This is a genomic window from Fulvimonas yonginensis, assembly GCF_037137055.1.
GTDB classification, from domain to species: Bacteria; Pseudomonadota; Gammaproteobacteria; order Xanthomonadales; family Rhodanobacteraceae; genus Frateuria_A; species Frateuria_A yonginensis.
The window spans coordinates 664,739-687,459 of sequence record NZ_JBBBNY010000001.1 but is presented as its reverse complement, the minus strand read 5'-3'; the positions used below and the strand labels follow the sequence as shown (position 1 = coordinate 687,459).

Below are 22,721 nucleotides of genomic sequence, written 5' to 3'. Positions count from 1 at the left end.
CCGCGTCCACGTCCACGCAAAGCACCTGGTTGCCCATCTCCGCCAGGCAGGTTCCGGTGACCAGGCCCACGTAGCCGGTGCCGAACAGGGTGACTTTCAGTGTCATGCTGTGTCCTTTTCTTCGTTGAGCGTGGGCGGGATCAGGCCTTGGCGCCGGCGTACTCGTAGTACGCGTAGGCGTAGTAGCCGGCGCTGCGCTTCTCGACGGCGTTGAAGATCGCGCCCTTGACCGGCACGCCGTTCTGCTCGAAGCGCTGCTTGGCCAGCGCGATCTCGCGCGCCTGGTTCACACCGAAGCGCACCACCATCAGGCTGGTGCCCACGTGGTGGCCGATCACCGCGGCATCGGTCACCGCCAGGATCGGCGGTGTGTCGATGATGATCAGGTCGAAGCGTGGCTTGAGCTTCTCCAGCAGCGCGGTGAAGTGCGCATGCATCAGCAGCTCGGACGGGTTCGGCGGGACCTTGCCGCGCGCAATGAAGTAGAGATTGCTTGCCCCCTCTACCGTGCGGACCGCCTCGGACAGCCCGATCTGGCCGGAGATCAGCTCGGACAGGCCCTGCTCCGGGCGCCCGCCGACCACCGAGTGCAAGGCACCCTTGCGCATGTCCGCATCGATCAGGAGCACGCGCTGGCCGGCCTGCGCGATCACCGCGGCCAGGTTGGCGCCGACGAAGGTCTTGCCGGCCCCGGGGCCGGGGCTGGAAATCATCAGCAGGTTGTTCTTTGCCTCCAGCCGGGCGAAGTGCAGGCTGGTGCGCAGGCTGCGCAGCGCTTCTACTGCCAGGTCGTCTGGTGCGCTCTGCGCAAGCAGGTGCTGTGCATACACCCCTCGCCGCACCTTGCCGGTGCGCACGGAGATCTCGCGCTCGGCGGCGGACAGCGGCACGCAGGCATACACCGGCAGACCCACGTGCTCGATCGCCGCCAAGTCCTCGACGCCACGGTTGAGCAACTGGCGGATGAAGATGAATGCCAGCGCCAGCAGGCCGCCCAGGGCCGTGCCACAGAACACCAGAATCATCTTCGGCGGCCAGACCGGCTTGTTGGTGTTGGTGGCAGCACGGTCCACCACGCGCACGTTGCCTACGGTGCCGGCACGCGCGATGTCGAGTTGCTGGGCCTGGTTCAGCAGGTTGGTGTAGGTCTCGTTGCTGACCTGCACGTCGCGGGTCAGGCGCAGCAGTTCCTGCTGGGTGTCAGGCAGGTTGCCGACCTGCTTCTCCAGCGCGGCCTTCTTGGCCTGCAACTGGCCGATCTGCGCGGCGAGCGCCTGGTAGGTCGGGTGGTTGCTGGTGAACTTGCGCTCGACGTCCGCCATCTGCATGCGCAGGTTCTCGATCTGCGTGTCGATCGAGACCGTCTGATCGAGCAGGCCCTTGGTCTGCAGGCTGATGTCGACCGAGTGCGCGCGCATCTGGAAGGCATTCAGCGCGGCGGTCGCCTTTTCCAGATCCATCTTGACCTTGGGCAGCTGTTCCTTGACGAACTTCAGGCTGTTGGCTGCTTCGGCCGAATTGCGCTCGACGTTCTGCTGCACATACAGCGAACTGATCTGGTCGAGCAGTTGGGTGGCCAGCACCGGGTCCGGATTGTCGTAGGTAAGGACGATGATGCCCGAATCCTTGCCCATCTCCACCGCCTGGATTGCGGCCTGCAATGCCGTGATCGTGCCCAGGTGGGAATGGCGCGCAACGTCGAACACGGTGCCCGGGTTGGCGTGCAACGCCTGCACCTGCATGGTGATGCCGTTGCCGGTCGCCGTCTGCCCGACGCGACCTTGCAACAGGACGTTGTCGTCGTCGTCGGTCAGGGTGTAGGCCCCATGCTCTCCGGCGATTACGTGCAGCGGCTTGTCAAGCAGACCGGAGGGGACATCGAGCTGGAAGATGTCCAGCTGCGAGCCGCCCCAGTCGTAGCTGTCCATGCCCATCAACGGCGGGGCCACGTCACCCGGCATCTGGGGGTTGTAGTGCCGCGCCAGATAGTTGCCGATGATCGGGAAGCGTTCCGGTTCGGCCTGGATGTCCAGCTTCAGGTTGGTTACCGCCTGACCGATCACCGTGCGCGAGGTGATCAGGGCGATTTCGGTGGTGGCCTGCGAACTGGAGGCACCGAGCGTCTGCGTCAGGTCGTCCAGCCCGGGCAGGCTCGGGACTTTCTGCTCCACCTGCACGGTGGCGGTCGCCTCGTACACGGGCGTGGCCAGCGTCACGTACAGCACGCTGAACACGAAGAACAACGCGGTGACTCCGACGATCAACCACTTGTGGTCGAGGAGCGTCCCGAGCAACGCATGCAGGTCGATGTCGTCGTCGCGCCGCGGGGAGGAGGGAAACGTCTGTTTGGTGGTCATAGCCCGATTCCTAGGCTGGGTTTTCACAGGTAGCGCAGCCAGCTGCTGACGCCACGCTCGATGGACTCGTGCACTTGCTCGAACACCGGACGGGGACGCCGGTAGGGATCCGGAACGTCACCGCCGTCGTCCCACTTGCCGAACAGGAAGGCCTTGCCGCTGGCCTCGGGCGCGATCCGCACGAGGGAGTTCAGGTGCCGCCGTTCCATGGCCAGAACGAGATCGGCTTCGCGCAGCATCGATGGCTCCAACTGGCGTGCGCGGTGCTCGGAAGCATCGATGCCGCGTTCCTGCAGCAGCGCGATGGCGTTCTCGTCCATCGGGCTGCCTACCAGCGCCCCCAGGCCAGCGCTGCTCACGCGGATGCCGCGATCGCCCAGATGGCGGCGGAAAAGGAATTCCGCCACCGGGCTGCGGCACACGTTGCCGAAGCAGACCACCAGGATGCTGTTGAACACGACCCGCACACTCCTCGATCCGACGGCCATGCGGCCCCTGTCCGATATCCGAAAGGCGTTTGGCCGCAAGCAGCACACGAACGGCCGATCGGAAGAATTGGCAGTCTAAACTCGGGGTCCGTGAAAAAATCATGTTGGACGCGGCCTTCATTTGCGTGAAGAAAATGCCTATGCGGCGACTGTTACCGTTCACGCGGCGCGCGCACCCACGCCGTTGCCATTGCAGAACCTGCTTTCTCGCAGCATTCACAAACGATCGCGTTAGATCGAAGAGCCCGCTTGGCAGTCATCCAATCCTCGGGGGGCCCGACCCATGAACATCTTCAAGCCCATGCTCGCCATCGGCGCCATGCTGATCACCGCCCAGGCCTTGGCGCACAAGGTTCCGCGGACTCACATTGGCACGCCGTCGACGATCCAGACCATGCCCACGCAGACCGATACCAGCCCCGCCGCCCTGCTGGACAGCATCGGCGGCAGGGTGGCGACCGGCGGTTCGGAGGAGTCCGTGAAGATTCTCCCTGAACAGTCCCCGAAACGCCTCGGTTCGGTCACCACGAATAACCGCCACCATTAAGACTCGAACGGTCGCCGATTGGTAATCAAGTCGGTTTTCCAACGCTCTTTACCCGCGATTATCACGTCGCCGACTCAAGCAGAAAGGAAGCATTATGAAAACGCTACCCGCAGTAGCCCTCTTCCTCGTCGCCCTCGTGCTCAACGGTTGCGCCATCGTGCCCGGCCAGCGGATGGACGAAGGCGCGCTCACGCGTGACGACAGCTACGCCAAACTGGTGCAGATCACGCCGGAGCTGGTCGCGACCGAAGCGACGCAACCGGCGATTCCGCCCGAACTGCTGTCCTACCAGCCGGAGGACTACCGGATCGGCTCGGGCGACACGCTCTACATCACGGTGTGGGATCACCCGGAGCTGACCTCGCCGGCCGGCTCGCAGCAGCAGACCGTCGCCAACGGCCGTCTGGTGCGCCCGGACGGCACGCTGTTCTATCCCTACGCCGGCACGGTCAAGGCCGCCGGCCTGACCATCGAGGAATTGCGCCAGCTGCTGACCAAGAAGCTCAGCAGCTTCGTGCGCGACCCGCAGGTGGACGTGAGCGTGGTCGGCTATGGCAGCCATCGCATTACGCTCGAGGGCGCGTTCCAGCGCACCGACGCCCAAGTGCTCAATGCCGTGCCCCTGACCCTGTCCCAGGCGATCGGCGCAGCCGGCGTCAACACGCAGGAAGCGGATCTGTCGGGCCTCAAGCTCACCCGCGACGGCCGCACCTATACGCTCGATCTGACCAAGCTCGACCAGGCCGAAGGCAGCCAGCCGATCTACCTCAAGCCGGGCGACAAGCTGTTCCTGCCCTACAACGACAACAAGGAAGTCTACGTGGTGGGTGAAGTGGTCCGGCCACAGGCGATCACCTTCAAGACCACCGACCTGACCCTGACCCAGGCGCTGGGTCGCGCGGGCGGGATCAGCCAGGTCACCGCCTCCGGCAATGCGGTGTACGTGATCCGCGGCTCGGAGAAGCTCAGCCAGACCCCCGCGCAGGTGTTCCACCTCAACGCGCGCTCGCCAGCCGCGTACGCGCTGGCGGACAACTTCAAGGTTGAGCCGGGTGACGTGGTGTTCGTCGGCGCGTCCGGCATCACCAAGTGGAACCGCGTGCTGAGCCAGTTGCTGCCGCTGTCGGGCTTCATCTACCAGACCGCGGGCACGGCCGACCGCATCAACAACAACTGAGTTATGGCTGACGGGCCAGGGACGGCCCGTCGGACATGGATCGCCGGGCCCTTTGCGTTTGGCGCCTGGGCGCGTGCGGCCGGCGCGCTAGCCGGCATCCCGCAGCCGCACCCAGCCCCGTTCCACGCACACCCCGACCGCACGCAGCGCCTGGCCGCGGCACGGCCCGCCCACGCAGGCCCCGTCGCCGGTGCGGAAACTCGCGCCATGCGCCGCACAGACGAGCAGGCCCTTGCTGATCAGGAACTGGCCCGGCGACCAATCCAGCCGGCGCCCGGCATGCGGGCAGATGTTGAGCCAGGCGCGCGCCTGCTCGCCCTCGCGCAGCACGATCAGGTTCTCCGGGCCGTCCGGCAGTTCGGCGTCCACAGCGACCGCGACGCCGTCGGGAATGTGATCGAGACGGCAAAGCGCCCCGGGGGGTGTATCCATCGGCACTTGCCTCGCGGGGCGGAAAGCCCCATGGTTGCGCACGTAAGTCGTTGATTTTACCACACGGATTTTTAACATGCGCTCGTTCCAGCTGCCCTCGCCCCGCTCCCGCCACCCGCTCGTGCGCGCCCTGTCGCTGCTCGTGGGGCTTGCCGTGGTGGGCGTGATGCTCGTGTTCGGGCTGGTGGTGGCCGGCGTGCTGCTGGTCGGCGGCGGCCTTTGGCTGGCGCTGCGCCAGTGGAACCGCGCCCGGGCGGTCGGCCGCGCCGCGCCCGCCGCGGGCACCCGCCCGCAGGTGCTCGAGGGCGAGTTCGTGGTGCTGCGCCACGGCCGTCCGGTCACGCGCTGACGCGCAAGAAGCGGATGGTCCGTCCGGGCCGGCCCGCCTAGGCTGGCGTCATCTGGAAACCGGAACGCCACCATGTCCGCCATCGAACCCCTCGAACAGGCCCGCCGACTGCTCGACGAGGCCGAGACCGCCCCCAGCCTGGACGACCTGGCCAGCGCCGTGGCGCTGAGCCCCAGCCACCTGCAGCGCGCCTTCCGCCGCCGCTTCGGCATGAGCCCGGCCGAGTACCACCGCGCGCGCCGTTTCGACCAGCTGAAGGCGGCGCTGCGCGAAGGCGCGGCGGTGACCGACGCGGTCTACGAGGCCGGCTTCGGCTCGGGCAGCCGCGTCTACGAGCACAGCGACCGCCTGCTGGGCATGACCCCGGCCAGCTACCGTGCCGGCGGCGCCGGCGCCAGCATCCGCTACACCACCACCGCCACGCCGCTGGGCCGGCTGCTGGTCGCCACCACCACCCGTGGCATCTGCGCGGTGACCCTGGGCGACGACGATGCGTCGCTGGAGCGCCGCCTGGCCGAGGAGTTCCCGCACGCCGAGCGCGAACGCGTCGACGAGGGCCGCGAGGAATGGCTGGACGCAGTGATCGCGCGCATCGCCAGCGAGCTGGGCTGGAGCAACGCCGCCGCACCGGCCATGCCGCCGCTGGACGTCGCCGCCACGGCGTTCCAGTGGCGGGTGTGGAACGCGCTCACCCGTATCCCTGCCGGCGAGACGCGCAGCTACCGAGCGCTCGCCGCCGAACTGGGCGACCCCAAGGCGGCGCGCGCGATCGGCAACGCCTGCGGCAGCAACCGGCTCGCCCTGATCGTGCCCTGCCACCGCGTGGTCCGCGAGGACGGCTCGCTGGGCGGCTGGCGCTGGGGCGTGGAACGCAAGCGCGAACTGCTAGCCCGCGAGCGGGCGCGGCGGGCGCCGCGCCGTCGCGCTTCTTGAGCACGGCTCAAGGCTGACTTGCACAGACTGCGCTACCGCCGGACACCCGGTCCGGCTATCGTGCGCACTTCGGCCCGATCGTGCACGCGACGGCGGCATCCGGCCGCCGCCCGCGACGCGCGTGCCGTCGCCAGGGAACCCCCAATGCCCAAGCACAAGCCCGCCGGCCACCCCGCCGTGTCGCCCTACCTGCTGGTCGCCGACGCGCGCGCGATGCTCGACTTCCTCGCCGCCACCTTCGGCGCGCGCGAGCTCTACCGCAAGACACGCGAGGACGGCTCGATCATGCACGCCGAGGTGCAGATCGACGATTCGGTGGTGATGCTGGGCGAGCGCCCCGAACGGGCCGCCGCGATCTGCGGCTCGGTCCACGTCTACGTGCCGGACGTCGACGCCTGCCACGCCCGCGGCCTGGTGGCCGGCGCCACCAGCGTGTCGCCGCCGACCGACCAGCCCTACGGCGACCGCACCGCCGGCCTGCGCGACGCCGAGGGCAACCTCTGGTGGATCGGCACCCACCTGGCCGGCTGATCCCCCTCTCCCTTCCCCACCCGCTCCGTCCCATGTCTGCCATCGACGAACACACTGCCGCTGCCGCCGCTCCCCGCGCGCTGGACGATCCCCGCGTGCTGATCCCGCTCGCGCTGCTGGCGCTGTACGTGATCTGGGGATCGACCTACCTTGGCATCCGCTTCGCGCTGGAGAGCTACCCCCCGTTCCTGCTCGCCGGGGTGCGCTTTCTCGGCGCGGGCCTGGCGATGTACGCCTTCCTGCGCTGGCGCGGCGTGCGTCCGCCGACGCCGCGCCAGTGGCGCAACGCGGCAATCACCGGCGTGCTGCTGTTGCTCGGCGGCAACGGCCTGGTGTGCTACGCCGAGGAGACCGTCAGTTCGGGCATCGCGGCGGTGGCGGTCGCCAGCATGCCGCTGTTCGCCGCGGTGTTCTCCGGCCTGTACGGGCAATGGCCGAACCGGCGCGAGACGGTCGGTCTGCTGGTCGGCTTCGTCGGCGTGGTGGTGCTGAACCTGGGCAGCGGGCTGTCCGGCTCGCGCATCGGCGCGCTGGCGCTGATCGCGGCGGCGATGTGCTGGGCCTTCGGTTCGGTGTGGAGCAAGCGTCAGGACATGCCGGTCGGCCCGATGAACACGGCGGCGCAGATGCTCTGCGCCAGCGTGGCGCTGCTGCTGGTCGGCTTCGGCACCGGCGAGCGCCTGCCGGCGCACCCCACCCTGCATGCCACGCTGGCGGTGGTATATCTGGCCCTATTCGGCTCGATCGTGGCCTTCAGCGCCTACCTCTACGTGCTCAAGCACGCCCGGCCGGCGTTGGCGACCAGCTACGCCTACGTGAATCCGCCGGTGGCGGTGCTGTTCGGCCTGCTGCTCGCCGGCGAGCACGTCGGTCCGTTCGATCTGGCCGGCATGGCGGTGATCCTGCTCGGCGTGGCCATCATCACCCTGGCGAAGAAACCGGCGCGCTAGCTGTGGAGCTTCAATAGGTTGTTTCGGCTGAGCATCAGGCGAGACACCGGTGGCTGACCACCGAGCGCGCTATGCGGTCGGTGGCAGTTGTAGTGGTGGAGCCAGTCCCGCAGCGCCTCGCGCCGCTGTTGTGAGGTGGCGTAGCTGGCCGCATAGGCCCATTCACGCAGGGCTGTCTGGATGAAGCGCTCGGCCTTGCCGTTGGTCTGGGGCGTATAGGGCCGGGCGTAGAGGTGGCGCACCTGCAGGCGCCGGCAGGCGTCGGCAAAGGCCCGTGAGCGGTAGGCCGCGCCGTTGTCGGTCATCACGCGCTCGACGCGGATGCCGCAGGCGCGGTAGTGCTCGACCACCTGCTCCAGGAACGCCACGGCGCTTTCCTTGCGCTCGTCCTCGGCCATGGTGATCAGGGAGGTGCGCGAATGGTCGTCGATGGCCACATGGGCGAACTCCCAGCCGATGCCGCGCACTCGGTCACGCCGATCGCCGGTCACGCGATGGCTGGGACGCTCGCGGCTCAAGCTCACGCCAGCGGCTCAGGCGTGCCCGCCGCAGCACGCGCGACACGGTGGCCGCCGACAGGCCCATCGTCGTGGCAATCCAGCGGCCGATCCGGCGCTGCCGCCGCAAGGCCTCGATCTGTGCGCATCGCTCGCGGGCCACGGCACGCGGACTGCGGTGCGGCCGGCTGCTGCGGTCGGCGAGGCCTTCGCCCTGTCTGAAGCGGCGCCACCACTTGCGTACCGTCGTCTCGGATGGGCCCATCGCCTGGGCCACCTCGGCCACTCGCTGGCCGGCTTGCAGGCGTTGGATCAGCACCTCTCGACCCTTGGGCGTCAGGCGCGCATTCTTGTGCATGTTGTTCCCCTCGCGGATGGAAGCTGGCTGTTTGGCGACATCAGCTTCGCCCTCCGGCGAGGGGGGAACAACCTCTTGAAACATCACAGCTAGCCCGGCCGTCCGTGTAGGAGCGAGCTTGCCCGAAGGCTGCGCGTCCAGGCGTCTTGTCGATCCGCCGGACGCGCGCCACCATGCCGCGAGGACAGCCACGGGAGAGCGGCATGAACGCATCGCAGGAGGGCCTGCTGGCGCGCGCGGCGTTGCGCTGTGCGGCCTGGTCGGAGCGCTGGTTTCCCGACGCGTGGGTGTTCGCGGCACTGGGCGTGGCGCTGGTGGCGCTGCTCGCGCTCACCTTCGGCGCCACGCCCGTGGCCACCGTGCAGGCCTTCGGCGACGGCTTCTGGAGCCTGATCCCGTTCACCATGCAGATGGCCTTCGTGGTGATCGGCGGCTACGTGGTGGCCAGCGCGCCGGCGGTGGCGCGGCTGATCGATGCGCTGGCGCGCATGCCGCGCAGCGGTCGCGGCGCGGTGTGCTACGTGGGCCTGCTCAGCATGCTGGCCTCGTTGCTGTCGTGGGGCTTCTCGCTGGTGTTCGGCGGGCTGCTGGTGCGCACGCTGGCGCGGCGCGAGGAGCTGCGCATGGACTACCGCGCGGCGGGCGCCGCCGCCTACCTCGGCCTCGGCGCGGTGTGGGCGATGGGCCTGTCGTCCTCGGCCGCGCAGTTGCAGGCCAATCCGGCGAGCATGCCGCCGGGGCTGCTCGCGATCACCGGCGTGCTGCCCTTCAGGCAGACCATCTTCCTGTGGCAGTCGCTGCTGCTGACCGCGGTGCTGATCGTCGCCTCGCTGCTGGTCTGCTGGTTCACCACGCCGACCGGCGACCGCGCCCGCACCGCGCGCGACTGCGGCGCGGCCGAGATCGACGCGAGCCCCGCCCTGCCGCCGCGCACGCGGCCGGGCGAATGGCTCGAGTACAGCCCGCTGCTGGCCGTGCTGGTCGGTGTGCTGGGGCTGGGCTGGCTGGTCCGGCGCTTCGCCACGATGCCGCTGGCCAGCGCGATCGCCGACCTCAATACCTACAACCTGCTGTTCCTCACCCTCGGCCTGCTGCTGCACTGGCGCCCACGCAGCTTCCTCGACGCGGTGGCACGCGCCGTGCCGGGCACTGCCGGCGTGCTGATCCAGTTTCCGCTCTACGGCGGCATCGCCGCCCTGCTCACCCACGCGCCGGGCGCGGACGGCGCCACGCTCGCCCACCGCCTGGCCGGCGCGTTCGTGCACGTGGCCACCACCGGCACCTTTCCGCTGGTGATGGGCGCCTACTCGGCGGTGCTGGGTTTCTTCGTGCCCTCGGGTGGCGGCAAGTGGCTGGTGGAGGCGCCCTACGTGATGCAGGCGGCCAACGACCTGCACGTGCACCTGGGCTGGGCGGTGCAGGTCTACAACGCCGCCGAGGCGTTGCCGAACCTGGTCAACCCGTTCTGGATGCTGCCGCTGCTGGGCGTGCTGGGCCTCAAGGCGCGCGACGTGGTGGGCTTCACCTTCATCCAGCTGCTGGTGCACGTGCCGCTGGTGCTGGGCCTGCTGTGGCTGCTGGGCCTGACGTTGAGCTACGTGCCCCCGGCGATGCCCTAGCGGCGGGCGGGAGCGGGAGGCCCGGGCTCAGGACTCCCGCAGCGCCGTGGTCACCGGCAGCCGCGCCGCGCGCACGGCCGGGAACAGGCCGCCGATGAAGCCGATCGCCAGCGCCCACTTCAGCCCGGTCCACAGCAGCTGCGGCGTCACGTGCAGCTGGAAGCTGAGCTTGCCGACCGCGCCGGAGGCGAGCGTCGATGCGCTGAAGCCGTTGAACAGCAGCCAGGCGACGAGGCCGCCGAGCACGCCGCCCAACAGGGCCAGCAGCATGGTCTCCAGCATCACCGCCACCACCACCGGCGTGCCGCGGAAACCGATCGCGCGCAGTGTGGCGATCTCGCGCGCGCGCCCGGCCACCGCGGCGAACATCGTGTTGAGCGCGCCGAACACCGCGCCGATGCCCATGATCACGCCGACCACCATGCCGATGGCGCTGATCACCTTGGTCACGCCTTCGGACTGCTTGCTGAAGTAGCTGAGGGTGGTATCCACATCCACCTGCAGCCGCGGGTCCGCCTTCAGGGCCGCCTTGAAGGTGTCGAAGGCGCCGGGGTCGGTCAGGCGGACGAACACCGAGGTGCGCGAGCTGCCGCGGCGGTAGGCCGAGGCGATCATGTCCGCGTCCGCCCACAGCTCCGAGTCCATGGCGTTGCCGGCGTCGAAAATGCCGACCACCGTCCAGGTCTCGCTGCCCAGCTTGATCTGCCGCCCCGGCTCGAGCCCGGCGAACTGCCGCTGTGCGCCCTTGCCCGCGACCAGCTCGCGCAGGCCCGGCCTGAACTTGCGGCCGGCGATCAGCTTCACCTCGGGGCGCAGCGCCCAGGCCTGCTCGCCGATGCCGCGCACCTGCACGCTGCCCTCGTCGCCGCTGCCGTCGCTGAGTGGCAGGTTGGCCGCGACCACCAGCTCGGGCGAGGCGATCGGCTTGCCGGAAGCGTCGCGGGCGATGCCGGGGGCCTCCTGGATCACGGTCACGCTGGCATGGTCGAGCACCGAGGACACTTCCGAGGCCGAGCTGCCGCGCATCACGATGGCGGTATCGGCGCTGCCGCTCTTGCTGAGCGCCTCGCGATAGCCCACGCCCATCGCCAGCAGCGACACCAGCACCGCCACCACGCCGGCGATGCCGATCACCACCACGGACGAGGAGCCGATCCGCTGCGACAGGGTGCTCACGCCGACGCTGGTCGCCGAGCCGGCCTGGCGGCCGACCCGCGTCAATTGCATCCACAGCAGGAACAGCACCGCCACCGCCAGCAGCGCCGGCCAGGGCAGCACCGCCCACGCCACGATGCTGAGCACCACCACCAGCAACAACGCCAGTCCACCCAGGAACGATTTCATCGCAATCTCCTCAGCGCCCGGCCAGCGCATCGACGATGTTCAGGCGCATTGCCCGCATGGCCGGCAACGCGCCGACCAGCAGGCCGATCCCGACCATCAGGCCCAGGCCCAGCAGCCAGCTGCCCAGGCCCACCGGGGGCATGTTGACCATGCCGCCGCTGCCGGCGCTGAGCATGGGACCGAGCAGCGAGGCCAGACCCAACCCGAGCACGCCGCCCAGCAGCACCAGCAGCACCGACTCGGCCAGCACCAGGCCGAGCACGCCGGAACTGGAGAAGCCCAGCGTCTTGAGCACCGCCAGCTCGGAGGTGCGCTCGCGCACCGCCTGCGCCATGGTGTTGCCGGTCAGCAGCAGCAGGGTGAAGAACACCGCGCCCATGATCGACACGACGATGAAGCCGATGTCGGCCATCTGCTTGAGCCACGAGGCCATCGCCGCCTGCTCGGTCTGCGTCTTGGTCTCATGGTCGGAATTGGCCGAGAGCGCGTCGATGGCCTTGGCCACGCGATCGGACTGGCTGGCATCCGCGACCCGGGTGACGTACCAGCCGACCTGCCCCTGGTTGTAGGGGTTGGACTCGTCGAAGTACTTCCAGTGCATCAGGATGCCGCCCTGCAGGAACTGCTGCTCGTCCGGCTTGGTGGCATGCATGATGCCGACGATGTCGAAGCTCCAGTTCTTGCTGCCGTCGCGGTTGGGAAAGATGTTCGACTGCAGGGGCAGCTTGTCGCCGACCTTCCAGTGGTACTTCCTGGCCAGCACGTCACCGACCAGCACGCCGGTGCGGGTGGCGTCGAACGCCTTGCGCTCGGCCGGCGACACGCTGATCTCGGGGTAGATGTCGATGTAGTTCGGGCTCACCGCGAAGGTGAAGATCTGGTTGTGCGGGTCCTGGTAGGCGCCACCGAACCAGTTGGCGTAGGCCACGTCCTTCACGCCGGGCACCTGCGCGATCCGCGCCTGCAGGGCGGACGGCAGCGGCTGGATGAACGACAGCTTCGAGCCGGTCTGCAGGCGCTCGGCACCCGCCGCACTCTTGCCGGCGTTGGCGAAGCTGTTGCGCACCCCGTCGAGCATGCCGAACAGCAGGAATGCCGCCAGGATCGACACGAGCGTGAGGAAGGTGCGCGCCTTGCGCCGCCACAGCGCGGCCCAGATCAGGTGCAGGTATTTCATGGCTCGCCTCCTCAGGCCATCGCCTGTTCGACCAGCGTGCCCTTGTCCAGGTGCAGGGTGTGATTGGCGTATTCGGCGGCCTTCGGGTCGTGGGTGACCATCACGATGGTCTTGCCGTGCTCGCGGTTGAGCGTGCGCAGCAGGCCCAGCACGTCCTCGGCGGACTGGCGGTCGAGGTCGCCGGTCGGCTCGTCACAGACCAGCAGCATCGGGTCGGAGACGATCGCGCGGGCGATCGCCACGCGCTGCTGCTGGCCGCCGGAAAGCTCGTTGGGCTTGTGCGTCGCGCGCTCGCCCAGGCCGACCAGCTGCAACGCGATGGACGCGCGCTGGCGCCGCTCGCTGGCGGACAGCTTGGTCAGCAGCAGCGGCAGCTCCACGTTGCGCTGCGCCGAGAGCATCGGCATCAGGTTGTAGAACTGGAACACGAAGCCGACGTTGGCCGCTCGCCACTTCGCCAGCGCCCCGGCGCCGAGCTGGTCGATGCGCTGGCCGCCCACGCTGATGCTGCCGCCGGTCGGCGTGTCCAGCCCGCCGATGAGGTTGAGCAGGGTGGTCTTGCCCGAGCCGGAGGGCCCCATCAGCGCCAGGAAGTCGCCCTCGGCGATATCCAGGTCGATGTGGTGCAGCACCTCCACCTTCTGCTTGCCACGCGCGTAGACCTTGGCCAGGTCACGGATTTCGATCAGCGTCCCCATAGCGTTCTCCCTTGGCGTGTCCGGTGGCGGTCGGCGGGCCGGTGCCGGGCGCCGCCCACTGCGCTGCAGCCGCATGCGGCAGTACGGCCAGCATGACCCATGTCGGGGCATGCCCCGAAGAGCGAAAGATCAAGTGTCGCTCCTGACAGCTGTCACCCGCGAATGCCGGGCCGTCCGGCGCCGGCGCCAGGTGCGGCCGGCGATCGACGCGATGGTGCGGGCAGTCCGGCGCGGAAGCAACGGGCGCGGCAACCGGCGGTGCCGGCCGCGACCGATCGCGGCGCGGCGCGCGGTACCGACAGCCGGGCTAGATGCGCTCCAACGGCTTGCGGTAGGGATGGCAGCGCAGTTCGCCGAACAACCGCCGTTCGGGGCCGCAGGCGCGGTAGCCCAACGCTTCGTAGAACGGACGGGCCAGGGTGGTGCTGCACAGATGCAGACCATCCAGGTTCCAGTGGCGCGCCTGTGCCTCCACGGCATCGTGGATCGCGCGGCCGAGCCCCTGGCGTTGCGCTTCGGGCGCGACGTAGAAGAGCTGGATCTCGCCGGAACGGCGCAACAAGCCGACGCCGGCCGGGATGCCGTCGATCTCGCCGACCGCACAGTAGCTCTGCGCATGGGCGATCCAGGCCAGAAAGTTCTCCGGGGTCTTGTTCGCGAGCCAGCGCTGGAGGGTGTCCGGGCCGAGACAGGGATCGCGCCGGCACAGGTCGGCGATGGAACGCCGGACCACGTCGACGGCCCGCGCCGCGTCCAGGTCCGCCGCGGCGCGTACGAGGATCATCCGAAAGCCTCCGCGATGCACATGGGGCGAAGCGGATCATAACCACCGGCGCACGCGCCGGCTGTACCGCAGGCAGGTCTCGCCGAACACGGCCCGCAGTTAGCGCTCTTGCCGGACAACGACGGCGCGGCGGCCCCGTGCCGAACGCGCTCGACGACGATTTCAGCAAGTGGCTCGACGTCATGGGTTTGTCGTCGATCGAGCAGGCCGCCCTGGCGAACTTCATGCGCAACGGCGCCTTCGAGCGGCATCTGCGGCGCGCGTCGCAGATGCTCAGGAACCGACGGACGGCACTGGTCGACAGCCTGCGCAGGCATCTGGGCGATCGCATCGAACTGCAGGACTCGCACGCGGGCATGCACCTGGTGGTGTGGCTGCGCGACATGGACCACGCCCGACGCCAGGCGCTGATCGAACACGCCCTCACCCAGGGACCGGGGCTGCACTCGACCGCGCCTTCGTACTTCTCGCCGCCGCCGCGGGCGGGCTTGTTGCTGGGCTACGCCGGCTTGTCGGTGGCGGAACTGAAGGCGGCGGTGGCGTTGCTGGGCCACTGCCTGCGCACGTTGCCGGAAGCGGTGGCCGCCTGATGCTAATGCCCCACCGACACGTCCACCGCACTGCCGTCGCGTAGTTCGGCTGGCGGCGAGACGACGACCGCATCGCCCGGCTGCACGTTCTCCGGCAGCAGGCGCTGTTCGCCCATCGGCTGAGGTTGCACGCGGCGCTGCCGCACGCGATCGCCCTGCACCACGAAGACTACCGGCTGGCCGTCGCGCTGCACCACGGCCGCCGCCGGCACCAGCACGCCGCGCGGCGCCTGCGCGAGGTTCGTCGGCCGCGCCTCCAGGAACGACACGCGCACGCCCATGTCCGGCACGATCCGCGCGTCCTTCTTCTCCAGCGCCACGCGCACCTTCACCGTGGCCTTGCCGCGGTCGGCGGCCGGTACGATCGCGATCACGTGTGCGGGGATGCGCCAGTCCGGATAGGCGTCGAGCACCGCCTCGGCCGGCATGCCGGCCTGCACGCGGCCGATGTAGGCCTCGTTGACGTCCACGTCCACTTCGAGCGAATCCATGTCCACGATGGTGCCCACGCCGGTGCGGGTGAAGCCGCCGCCGGCCGACAGCGGCGAGATGATCTCGCCCACCTGTGCGGCCTTGTCGGTGACCACGCCCGCGAACGGGGCGCGCACCACGGTGTAGTCGAAGTTGACCTGCGCCACCTGTGCCTGGGCCTGCGCGGCCTCGGCCTGCTTGCGCTGGGCGACGAGCTGGGCGGCGAGCGCATCGACCTGGGTGCGCGCCTGCTCGGCCGCCTGCTTCGCGACCAGGCCCCGCCCGACCAGGGCTTCCTGGCGCGCGGCATCGTGGCGGGCCTGCGCGAGCTGTGCCTGCAACTGGACGACCTGGGCCTGCGCGGCACGTGCGCTGGCCTGCGCCGCTTCCAGGTTGGCGCGATAGGCGCTGTCTTCCAGGCGGGCCAGCACCTGACCCTTGGCCACGTGGTCGCCTTCCTCGATCAGCACCTGGGTGAGCGTGCCGGTGATCTGCGCCGACACCGTCGCCTGCCGCCGCGCCGTGACGTAGCCGGTGGCCTGCAGCACGGCGCCGGCGTCGCTGCCGGCGCTGGGCGCCACGGCTGCCGCCGTACGCACGGCGATGGCGCGGTGCGCGAGGGCCCACCAGCCCGCCGCGGCCAGCAGGAGCAGCACCAGCGCGACCGCGCCGGCGATCCAGGGCCAGCGGGTGCGCCCGCCGACGTGCTCCTCACGCTGGTTGCGCTCGATCTTCAGCTGCCTGAGCAGGTCTCCGTTGTCCACCGCGTTCCCCAACTGCCGTCCGGTTGCAGGATGCACACGATGCGGCAAGCCGGCCGCCGGCGGCAGACCGCGCCATCAACCGTCGCGAGTGACAGGTGTCATCTGCGTTCGCCGGCCGTATCCTGCCGCCCGTCCATGATGCACCGAGAGGCAGCCGATGTCCTACGTCATTCCCGCGCCCGCCGCACCCAGCCTGCCGGTGCTCGGCACCGATGCGCGCTTTCCGGTGCGGCGCATTTTCTGCATAGGCCGCAACTACGCCGACCATGCGCGCGAAATGGGCGTTACCGTGGACCGCGAACAGCCGATGTTCTTCTGCAAGCCGGCCGACGCGGTGGTCGCCGACGGCGCCGACGTGCCCTACCCGTCGGCAACCGGCGATCTGCACCACGAGCTGGAGATGGTGGTGGCGCTGGCCGGCGGCGGCCGCGACCTCGACGCCGCCGCCACGGCCGGTCTGATCTTCGGCTACGGCGTGGGGCTGGACCTCACCCGGCGCGACCTGCAGGCACAGGCCAAGGCCAAGGGCCACCCCTGGGACGTGGCCAAGGCGTTCGACCATTCCGCGCCGGTGTCGGCGCTGCGCCCGGCCGCGCAGGGCCAGCCCGGCCCGCAGACGCGGCTGAGCCTCGCGGTGAACGGCCAGTTGCGGCAGGACACCCGGCTGGACGCGATGATTCACGACGTGCCGGCGATCCTCGCCGCACTGTCGCGGCTGTTCGAGCTGAAGGCCGGCGACCTGGTCTTCACCGGCACCCCCGCCGGCGTCGCGGCGCTGCAGCGCGGCGACCGCTTCCGCGCCGAGCTGGAGGGCATCGCCGTGCTGGAAGGCCGCATCGTCTGAACCGGCCGGCCCGGCCGCGCTACAGTTCGTCCGCATCCACCACCGGAGGACCTGGCATGAGCATGCTCGAGGAGTTCAAGAAATTCGCGATGCGCGGCAACGTCATCGACCTCGCCGTCGGCGTGGTGATCGGCGGCGCCTTCGGCAAGATCGTCAGTTCGCTGGTCGACCAGGTGCTGATGCCGCCGATCGGCCTGGTCACCGGCGGGGTCGACTTCTCGCGGCTCAAGTGGGTGCTCAAGCCGGCCGATCCGGCGACCAGGACGGCCGAGGTGGCGATCCAGTATGGCGCCTTCATCAATACGGTGATCACCTTCCTGATCATCGCCTTCGTGATCTTCCTGCTGGTCAAGGCGATCAACCGCATCACGCACAAGCCCGAGGAGGCGCCCGCCGCCCCGCCGGCGGAGGTGGCACTGCTCACCGAGATCCGCGACCTGCTGCGGAACAAGGCCTAGCCTTCCCGCCGCCCCTCTACCCGGCCGAGAGAGGCGGCGCGGCACGCGATCCGTGACTTCTGGCCTACGCCAGTACCTGTCGCGGCCCCAATAATCGGGCGTTCATCCCCAGTGGAGTCCCCCCGATGCGCCGACCTTCCCTCACCCTGCTCGCCGCCGCCCTGCTGCTCGCAGGCGGCGCCGCCAGCGCCGCCGACACGGTCATTCCGGCGGCAGCCGTAAAGACGGCCGAACGGCTGCGCGACAAGGCCATGCACGACGACACCGGCTACCGCATCGTCGAGTCGCTGACCACCGAGGTGGGACAGCGCCTGGCCGGCAGTCCGGCGGACCAGCGCGGCGTGGACTGGGCGATCGCCAAGTTCAAGGCGCTGGGCTTCGACAAGGTCTACACCGAGCCGGTGACCTACCCGAAGTGGGTGCGCCGCAGCGAGCACGGCGCGATCGTCTCGCCGTTCCCGCAGTCGCTGGTGCTCACCGCGCTGGGCTATTCGCCGGGCACGCCCAAGGGCGGACTGACCGCGCAGGTGGTGCGTTTCGAGAGCCTGGATGCGCTCAAGGCGGCCGACCCGGCGACGGTCAAGGGCAAGATCGTCTACGTCGACTTCCGCATGCAGCGCCACAAGGACGGCCACGACTACGGCATCGGCTCGCCGATCCGCACGCAGGGCCCGGTGATCGCACAGGCCAAGGGCGCCGCCGGCTTCCTGCTGCGCTCGGCGGGCACCGATCCGAACAGCCGCACGCCGCACGCCGGCGTGACCGGCTTCCGTGATCCGGCCAAGACGATCCCGGCCGCCGCCCTGTCCAACCCGGACGCCGACCAGCTCACCCGCGTGCTCGGCTACGGCAAGCCGGTCACGGTGAAGCTGGACCTCGACTGCGGCATCGAGGGCGAGTACACCGGCGCCAACGTGATCGGCGAGGTCACCGGCGCCAGGTATCCCGACCAGGTCGTGGCGATCGGCGGCCACCTGGATTCCTGGGACCTCGGCACCGGCGCGATCGACGATGCCGCCGGCGTCGCCATCGCCATGGCGGCCGGCAAGCTGATCCGCGACCTGCCGCAGCGCCCGGACCGCACCATCCGCGTGATCGCCTTCGCCAACGAGGAGATGGGCCTGTGGGGCGGCCGCGCCTACGCCGACAAGCACGCCGGCGAGGTGGGCAAGTTCCAGCTCGGCACCGAATCGGACTTCGGTTCGGGCAAGGTCTGGCGCATGAGCGCGAGCGTCAAGCCACAGGCGCGCGGCGCGATCGAGCAGATCGCCAGGGTGCTGGCGCCGATCGGCGTGGCCTACGACGCCAAGCGGCCGGGCGGCGGCGGCTCGGATCTGTCGCAGATGCACGCCAAGGGCATGGCCGCGCTGTCGCTGACCCAGGACGGCACCTACTACTTCGACTGGCACCACACCGCCAACGACACCCTCGACAAGATCGACCCGAAGGACCTGGCGCAGAACGTGGCGGTGTACGCGGCGTTCTCGTACATGGCCGCGCAGGCCGACGGCGACTTCGGCTCCGCGCCGGGCGCCTTCGCCGACGACGGCGCAGGGGACTGAGCGCATCGTCCCGGCCCGGTCTCCGGCAGGGTCGGGACCGCCACGGGAAATCGCGAGCCGGCTCGCTGCCACCGACCATCCGTAGGAGCGAGCTCGCTCGCGGTGCTCTGCGCGAAGCTCAGCGCGTGAAGTAGTTGCCGCTGCCGGCCAGCACCTTCGGCACGCAGAAGGTCTTCGGCAGCACGGCGATCGCCACCGGCACCCCGACCGTCTTCTCCACGCCGCCGGCCGCCTCGCAGTCGGTGCCCTCGGGCAGGCGGTAGTGGACGATCCGCACGGTGTACTGCGGGCAGACGTCCGCACACGGGAACTCGGCGACCACGGGCAGGCCATGGTTGCGGCCCAGTTCGACGGTCCGCCCCATCATCGCCGGCTTGTCGAAAGGCCTTGCCGCATACGCCTGCAGGGACGCATCGTCGAGCAGCCCCGGCTCGCTCGCGCGGGTCGCGCAACCGGCGCCTGCCAGTACGGAAAAGGTCGTCAGCGCGGCGAAGGTGAAGCGTGTCATGGCGATCTCCATGGACGGCCCTGCCACCCTAGCGCAGGACGTCTGAAGCTGGCGCGAGCGTGAAGCCGCCCCGCCTGATCCGAGGCCGATCCGGTCGCGCGGACCGTCCGCCTCCGCCGAACGGGACCGCCCGGCGCCTGGTCAGCGACCGCTCGCGGGAAGCGCCTGGCCGCGACCGGCCAGCCGCGCGCGCAGCCGGTCCAGCGCCAGGTAGATCACCGGCGTCAGGTAGAGCGTGAGCACCTGCGAGACCACCAGGCCGCCGACCACCGCCAGGCCCAGCGGCCGACGCACGTCGGCGCCCGCGCCGACGCCCAGTGCGATTGGCAGCGTGCCGGCGAAGGCGGCCATGGTGGTCATCATGATCGGACGGAAGCGCACGCGGCAGGCATCGGCGATCGCCTGCGCAGGCGCCATGCCCTCCTCGCGCTGCCGCTCCAGCGCGAAGTCGATCAGCATGATCGCGTTCTTCTTGACGATGCCGATCAGCATCACGATGCCGACGAAGGCGAACAGGTCCAGCGAGGCGCCGAACAGCACCAGCGTGAGCAGCGCGCCCACCGCCGCCGCCGGCAGGCCGGAGAGGATCGTCAGCGGGTGGATGAAGCTCTCGTACAGGATGCCCAGCACCAGGTAGATGACGAACACCGCGAGCAGGAGCAGCAGGCCCATGCCCTGCATGGAATCCTGGAACGCCTGCGCCGTGCCCTGCACACTGCCGCTGATCGTGGCCGGCAGTCCCATCTTCGCCATCGCCGCGTCGATCTCGCCGACCGCCTCGCCCAGGCTCACCCCGGGCGCGAGGTTGAACGAGACGGTGACGGCCGGCAGCTGGCCCTGGTGGTTGACGGTGAGCACCTGCGGCTTGCGCACGAAGCGCGCGACCGTGTCCAGCGGCACCAGCCGGCCGCTGCCGGAGGTGACGTAGAGGCGCGAGAGCACCGCCGGGTCGTCCTGCAGGGTGCGCTCCACCTGCAGGATCACCCAGTACTGCGTGGCCGCGCCGTAGATGGTGGACACCTGGTTCTCGCCGAAGGCCGCGCCCAACGCGCTCTGTACCTGCGCCATGGTCAGGCCCAGCGGCGCCAGCCGGTCGCGGTCGACCTCGACCACGATGGAGGGGCTGTTGAGGTCCAGGTCGTTGGTGACGTCCTGGAAGCCCGGCAGCGTGGCGAAAGCACGCGTGACCCTGGTCGACCAGTCGTACAGCGCCCGCAGGTCGACCGACTGCAGCGTGTATTGGTATTCGGACTTGCTTTGCCGCCCGCCCACCCGGATCGACGGCGGATTCTGGATGTAGGTGCGGATGCCGGGCACTTGCGCGAACTTGCGGCGCAGTTCCTGGCCCACCGCGTCGACGTCGAGCCTGCGCTCGCGGGCGGGCTTGAGCAGCAGCAGGATCGAGCCGTTGTTGATCGTGGCCCGTGAGCCGCCGGCGCCGACGCTGGACATGTAGCCGGCGATGTTGGGGTCGTTCGCGACGATGTCGGCCAGGCGCTGCTGGCGCGCCACCATGGCGTCGAAGGAGACGTCCTCGGGGCCCTCGGTGTTCACGCGCAGCTGGCCGGTGTCGCCGGCCGGAATGAAGTCCTTGGGCGCCGCGACGAACAGCCACGCGGTCACCGCCAGGCTCGCCGCGAACGCGAACAGCACCAGCCGCGGACGGTCCATGCACCAGCGCAGGCTCGCCAGGTAGCCGCGCTGCACCGCCGAGAAGCCGCGGTCGAAGCCGCCGACCAGCCAATTCTTGTCCGCGTGGTCGTGCGCCTTGACGAAGCGGCTGCACAGCATCGGCGTCAGCGTGATCGCGACGATGCCCGAGATCAGGATCGCCACGCTGATGGTCACCGCGAACTCGTGGAACAGCCGCCCCACGATGCCGCCCATGAACATCACCGGGATGAACACGGCGATCAGCGACAGCGTCATCGAGAAGATGGTGAAGCCGATCTCGCCGGCGCCCCGGATGGCCGCCTCGTACGGCGGCTCGCCGGCCTCGATGTGGCGCACGATGTTCTCCAGCATCACGATGGCGTCGTCCACCACGAAGCCGACCGCGAGCGTGAGCGCCAGCAGCGAGAGGTTGTCCAGGCTGTAGCCGAGCGCGTACATCGCGCCGAAGGTGCCGATCACCGAGATCGGCAGGGCGATCGCCGGGATCAGCGTGGCCGACAGGTTGCCCAGGAACAGGTAGATCACCAGCACCACCAGCACGCCGGCCAGCAGCAGGGTGAACTGCACGTCGTCGACCGACTCGCGGATCGACCGCGAGCGGTCGTACAGCACCTGCAGCTTCACCGACGGCGGCAGGCCCGCCTCGAAGCCGGGCAGCACCGACTTGATGCGGTCGACCGTCTCCACCGTATTGGCGCCCGGCTGGCGCTGGATCGCCAGCACGATGGCGCGCTCGCCGTTGAACCAGCTGGCGCGCTGGTCGTCCTGCACGCTGTCGCGTGCCTGGCCGAGGTCCCCCACGCGCACCGGCGCGCCGTTGCGCCAGGCCACCACCACGTCGTTGTAGGCGGCCGCGCGCCGGAGCTGGCCGTCGCTGCGGATCGGCAGCTGCTGGCGGCGGCCGTAAAGCGAGCCGGTGGCCTGGTTGACGTTGGCATCGGCCACCGCCGCCTGCACCTGGTCGATGCCGATGCCGCTGGCGGCGAGCCGGTCCGGGTCGAGGCTGATGCGCACGGCGTACTTCTGCGAGCCGTACACGTTGACCTGCGCCACGCCGTCGACCATCGACAGCTGCTGCGCCAGTTCGGTCTCGGCGAACTGGTCCACCTGCGTGAGTGGCAGCGTGGAGGAACTCATCGCGAGGTAGAGGATCGGGGAGTCGGCCGGGTTGACCTTGCGGAAGGTCGGTGGCGTGGTCATCTCCCTCGGCAGCTGGCGCAGCGCGGAGGAAATCGCCGCCTGCACGTCCTGCGCGGCGGCGTCGATGTTGCGGTCGAGCTCGAAGGTCAGCGTGATGGAAGTCGAGCCCAGCGCGCTGGTCGAACTCATCGACTGGATGCCGGCGATGGTGGACAGCTGCCCCTCCAGCGGCGTCGCTACCGCGGAAGCCATGGTCTCGGGCGACGCGCCGGGCAGGCTCGCGCTGATGCTGATCGTCGGGAAGTCGACGTTGGGCAGCTCGTTCACCGGCAGGCGCGGATAGGCGGCGAGGCCGAACACCAGCAGCGCGGCCATCAGCAGCGTGGTCATCACCGGGCGGCGGATGCAGAGCTGGGGGATGTTCATGCGGAAACCGGCTTACCTGTGCGTCGTTCCTCTCCCCGCGCGG

The 22,721-nt window shown here is 69.6% G+C and carries 22 protein-coding genes and 1 pseudogene; 11 read left to right on the top strand and 12 right to left on the bottom strand.

The features are described from left to right. The 3 genes from WAT24_RS03105 to WAT24_RS03095 all read right to left on the bottom strand — a co-directional run. The coding region (locus tag WAT24_RS03105; protein ID WP_336806374.1) for a hypothetical protein at window positions 1-100 on the bottom strand (100 nt) is incomplete at its 3' end. Window positions 101-140: 40 nt separating this feature from the next. Continuing rightward, window positions 141-2,357, bottom strand: a complete 2,217-nt coding sequence (locus WAT24_RS03100; protein WP_336806354.1) for a polysaccharide biosynthesis tyrosine autokinase — start codon at window positions 2,355-2,357, stop codon at window positions 141-143. A gap of 23 nt (window positions 2,358-2,380) precedes the next feature. Next, window positions 2,381-2,815 (bottom strand): low molecular weight protein-tyrosine-phosphatase, encoded by a 435-nt coding sequence (locus WAT24_RS03095; protein ID WP_336806353.1) that lies wholly within the window; start codon window positions 2,813-2,815, stop codon window positions 2,381-2,383. Between the two features lie 313 nt (window positions 2,816-3,128). On the opposite strand from WAT24_RS03095, the gene WAT24_RS03090 reads away from it, so the two are divergent. After that, window positions 3,129-3,392, top strand: a complete 264-nt coding sequence (locus WAT24_RS03090; protein WP_336806352.1) for a hypothetical protein — start codon at window positions 3,129-3,131, stop codon at window positions 3,390-3,392. Between the two features lie 94 nt (window positions 3,393-3,486). Beyond that, window positions 3,487-4,569 (top strand): polysaccharide biosynthesis/export family protein, encoded by a 1,083-nt coding sequence (locus WAT24_RS03085; RefSeq protein ID WP_336806351.1) that lies wholly within the window; start codon window positions 3,487-3,489, stop codon window positions 4,567-4,569. Window positions 4,570-4,656: 87 nt separating this feature from the next. Here WAT24_RS03085 and WAT24_RS03080 read toward each other — a convergent pair whose 3' ends face one another. Continuing rightward, window positions 4,657-5,001, bottom strand: a complete 345-nt coding sequence (locus tag WAT24_RS03080; RefSeq protein ID WP_336806350.1) for a Rieske (2Fe-2S) protein — start codon at window positions 4,999-5,001, stop codon at window positions 4,657-4,659. 76 nt (window positions 5,002-5,077) lie between these two features. Between WAT24_RS03080 and WAT24_RS03075 the strand changes: the two genes are divergently transcribed. The 4 genes from WAT24_RS03075 (at window position 5,078) to yedA (ending at window position 7,764) form a co-directional block, all read left to right on the top strand. Then, complete coding sequence (locus WAT24_RS03075) at window positions 5,078-5,350, top strand: hypothetical protein (RefSeq protein ID WP_336806349.1); 273 nt, start codon at window positions 5,078-5,080, stop codon at window positions 5,348-5,350. Window positions 5,351-5,422: 72 nt separating this feature from the next. After that, on the top strand, window positions 5,423-6,283 hold the full coding sequence (locus WAT24_RS03070; protein WP_336806348.1) for a methylated-DNA--[protein]-cysteine S-methyltransferase: 861 nt from the start codon (window positions 5,423-5,425) through the stop codon (window positions 6,281-6,283). A 144-nt stretch (window positions 6,284-6,427) separates the two neighbouring features. Further along, window positions 6,428-6,814, top strand: coding sequence for a VOC family protein (locus WAT24_RS03065; RefSeq protein ID WP_336806347.1), 387 nt, complete (start codon window positions 6,428-6,430; stop codon window positions 6,812-6,814). A 32-nt stretch (window positions 6,815-6,846) separates the two neighbouring features. Beyond that, entirely contained in the window at window positions 6,847-7,764 is a 918-nt protein-coding gene (gene yedA / locus WAT24_RS03060) for a drug/metabolite exporter YedA (RefSeq protein ID WP_336806346.1), read from the top strand. Here the strand turns inward: yedA and WAT24_RS03055 are convergent. Next, a pseudogene (locus WAT24_RS03055) lies at window positions 7,761-8,619 on the bottom strand (IS481 family transposase). The gene yedA and the pseudogene WAT24_RS03055 sit on opposite strands and share 4 nt — an antisense overlap. 203 nt (window positions 8,620-8,822) lie before the next feature. Here WAT24_RS03055 and WAT24_RS03050 point away from each other — a divergent pair. After that, complete coding sequence (locus tag WAT24_RS03050; protein WP_336806345.1) at window positions 8,823-10,238, top strand: short-chain fatty acid transporter; 1,416 nt, start codon at window positions 8,823-8,825, stop codon at window positions 10,236-10,238. Window positions 10,239-10,265: 27 nt separating this feature from the next. Here WAT24_RS03050 and WAT24_RS03045 read toward each other — a convergent pair whose 3' ends face one another. The 4 genes from WAT24_RS03045 to WAT24_RS03030 form a co-directional block, all read right to left on the bottom strand. Continuing rightward, window positions 10,266-11,582: an ABC transporter permease gene (locus tag WAT24_RS03045; protein WP_336806344.1), complete on the bottom strand. Its 1,317-nt coding sequence runs from the start codon at window positions 11,580-11,582 to the stop codon at window positions 10,266-10,268. Between the two features lie 10 nt (window positions 11,583-11,592). Then, window positions 11,593-12,759: an ABC transporter permease gene (locus WAT24_RS03040; protein ID WP_336806343.1), complete on the bottom strand. Its 1,167-nt coding sequence runs from the start codon at window positions 12,757-12,759 to the stop codon at window positions 11,593-11,595. 11 nt (window positions 12,760-12,770) lie between these two features. Then, window positions 12,771-13,457, bottom strand: a complete 687-nt coding sequence (locus WAT24_RS03035; RefSeq protein WP_336806342.1) for an ABC transporter ATP-binding protein — start codon at window positions 13,455-13,457, stop codon at window positions 12,771-12,773. Window positions 13,458-13,764: 307 nt separating this feature from the next. Further along, window positions 13,765-14,241, bottom strand: a complete 477-nt coding sequence (locus tag WAT24_RS03030) for a GNAT family N-acetyltransferase (RefSeq protein ID WP_336806341.1) — start codon at window positions 14,239-14,241, stop codon at window positions 13,765-13,767. A 137-nt stretch (window positions 14,242-14,378) separates the two neighbouring features. Here WAT24_RS03030 and WAT24_RS03025 point away from each other — a divergent pair, with 137 nt between their 5' ends. Next, window positions 14,379-14,831, top strand: a complete 453-nt coding sequence (locus WAT24_RS03025) for an aminotransferase-like domain-containing protein (protein WP_336806340.1) — start codon at window positions 14,379-14,381, stop codon at window positions 14,829-14,831. A 2-nt stretch (window positions 14,832-14,833) separates the two neighbouring features. On the opposite strand, the gene WAT24_RS03020 is transcribed toward WAT24_RS03025, so the two are convergent. Continuing rightward, window positions 14,834-16,066, bottom strand: coding sequence for an efflux RND transporter periplasmic adaptor subunit (locus WAT24_RS03020; protein ID WP_336806339.1), 1,233 nt, complete (start codon window positions 16,064-16,066; stop codon window positions 14,834-14,836). Between the two features lie 157 nt (window positions 16,067-16,223). Between WAT24_RS03020 and WAT24_RS03015 the strand changes: the two genes are divergently transcribed. The 3 genes from WAT24_RS03015 to WAT24_RS03005 all read left to right on the top strand — a co-directional run bounded on the left by WAT24_RS03015 (window position 16,224) and on the right by WAT24_RS03005 (window position 18,930). Then, window positions 16,224-16,910, top strand: coding sequence for a fumarylacetoacetate hydrolase family protein (locus WAT24_RS03015; RefSeq protein WP_336806338.1), 687 nt, complete (start codon window positions 16,224-16,226; stop codon window positions 16,908-16,910). A 56-nt stretch (window positions 16,911-16,966) separates the two neighbouring features. Next, window positions 16,967-17,368, top strand: a complete 402-nt coding sequence (gene mscL / locus WAT24_RS03010; protein ID WP_336806337.1) for a large-conductance mechanosensitive channel protein MscL — start codon at window positions 16,967-16,969, stop codon at window positions 17,366-17,368. 125 nt (window positions 17,369-17,493) lie between these two features. Next, on the top strand, window positions 17,494-18,930 hold the full coding sequence (locus WAT24_RS03005) for a M20/M25/M40 family metallo-hydrolase (RefSeq protein WP_336806336.1): 1,437 nt from the start codon (window positions 17,494-17,496) through the stop codon (window positions 18,928-18,930). 118 nt (window positions 18,931-19,048) lie between these two features. On the opposite strand, the gene WAT24_RS03000 is transcribed toward WAT24_RS03005, so the two are convergent. Together WAT24_RS03000 and WAT24_RS02995 are read right to left on the bottom strand one after the other, a co-directional pair. Further along, the gene (locus tag WAT24_RS03000; protein ID WP_336806335.1) at window positions 19,049-19,438 is read right to left on the bottom strand and encodes a hypothetical protein; all 390 of its coding nucleotides are present in this window, start codon (window positions 19,436-19,438) and stop codon (window positions 19,049-19,051) included. 141 nt (window positions 19,439-19,579) lie between these two features. After that, entirely contained in the window at window positions 19,580-22,678 is a 3,099-nt protein-coding gene (locus tag WAT24_RS02995) for an efflux RND transporter permease subunit (RefSeq protein WP_336806334.1), read from the bottom strand. Window positions 22,679-22,721: the final 43 nt, after the last annotated feature.

Coding starts and splice junctions, on each gene's coding strand:
- WAT24_RS03100 (WP_336806354.1), bottom strand. CDS start 2,357: ATGACCACCAAACAGACGTTTCCCTCCTCCCCGCGGCGCGACGACGAC.
- WAT24_RS03090 (WP_336806352.1), top strand. CDS start 3,129: ATGAACATCTTCAAGCCCATGCTCGCCATCGGCGCCATGCTGATCACC.
- WAT24_RS03085 (WP_336806351.1), top strand. CDS start 3,487: ATGAAAACGCTACCCGCAGTAGCCCTCTTCCTCGTCGCCCTCGTGCTC.
- WAT24_RS03080 (WP_336806350.1), bottom strand. CDS start 5,001: ATGGATACACCCCCCGGGGCGCTTTGCCGTCTCGATCACATTCCCGAC.
- WAT24_RS03075 (WP_336806349.1), top strand. CDS start 5,078: ATGCGCTCGTTCCAGCTGCCCTCGCCCCGCTCCCGCCACCCGCTCGTG.
- WAT24_RS03070 (WP_336806348.1), top strand. CDS start 5,423: ATGTCCGCCATCGAACCCCTCGAACAGGCCCGCCGACTGCTCGACGAG.
- WAT24_RS03065 (WP_336806347.1), top strand. CDS start 6,428: ATGCCCAAGCACAAGCCCGCCGGCCACCCCGCCGTGTCGCCCTACCTG.
- yedA (WP_336806346.1), top strand. CDS start 6,847: ATGTCTGCCATCGACGAACACACTGCCGCTGCCGCCGCTCCCCGCGCG.
- WAT24_RS03050 (WP_336806345.1), top strand. CDS start 8,823: ATGAACGCATCGCAGGAGGGCCTGCTGGCGCGCGCGGCGTTGCGCTGT.
- WAT24_RS03045 (WP_336806344.1), bottom strand. CDS start 11,582: ATGAAATCGTTCCTGGGTGGACTGGCGTTGTTGCTGGTGGTGGTGCTC.
- WAT24_RS03040 (WP_336806343.1), bottom strand. CDS start 12,759: ATGAAATACCTGCACCTGATCTGGGCCGCGCTGTGGCGGCGCAAGGCG.
- WAT24_RS03035 (WP_336806342.1), bottom strand. CDS start 13,457: ATGGGGACGCTGATCGAAATCCGTGACCTGGCCAAGGTCTACGCGCGT.
- WAT24_RS03030 (WP_336806341.1), bottom strand. CDS start 14,241: ATGATCCTCGTACGCGCCGCGGCGGACCTGGACGCGGCGCGGGCCGTC.
- WAT24_RS03015 (WP_336806338.1), top strand. CDS start 16,224: ATGTCCTACGTCATTCCCGCGCCCGCCGCACCCAGCCTGCCGGTGCTC.
- mscL (WP_336806337.1), top strand. CDS start 16,967: ATGAGCATGCTCGAGGAGTTCAAGAAATTCGCGATGCGCGGCAACGTC.
- WAT24_RS03005 (WP_336806336.1), top strand. CDS start 17,494: ATGCGCCGACCTTCCCTCACCCTGCTCGCCGCCGCCCTGCTGCTCGCA.
- WAT24_RS03000 (WP_336806335.1), bottom strand. CDS start 19,438: ATGACACGCTTCACCTTCGCCGCGCTGACGACCTTTTCCGTACTGGCA.
- WAT24_RS02995 (WP_336806334.1), bottom strand. CDS start 22,678: ATGAACATCCCCCAGCTCTGCATCCGCCGCCCGGTGATGACCACGCTG.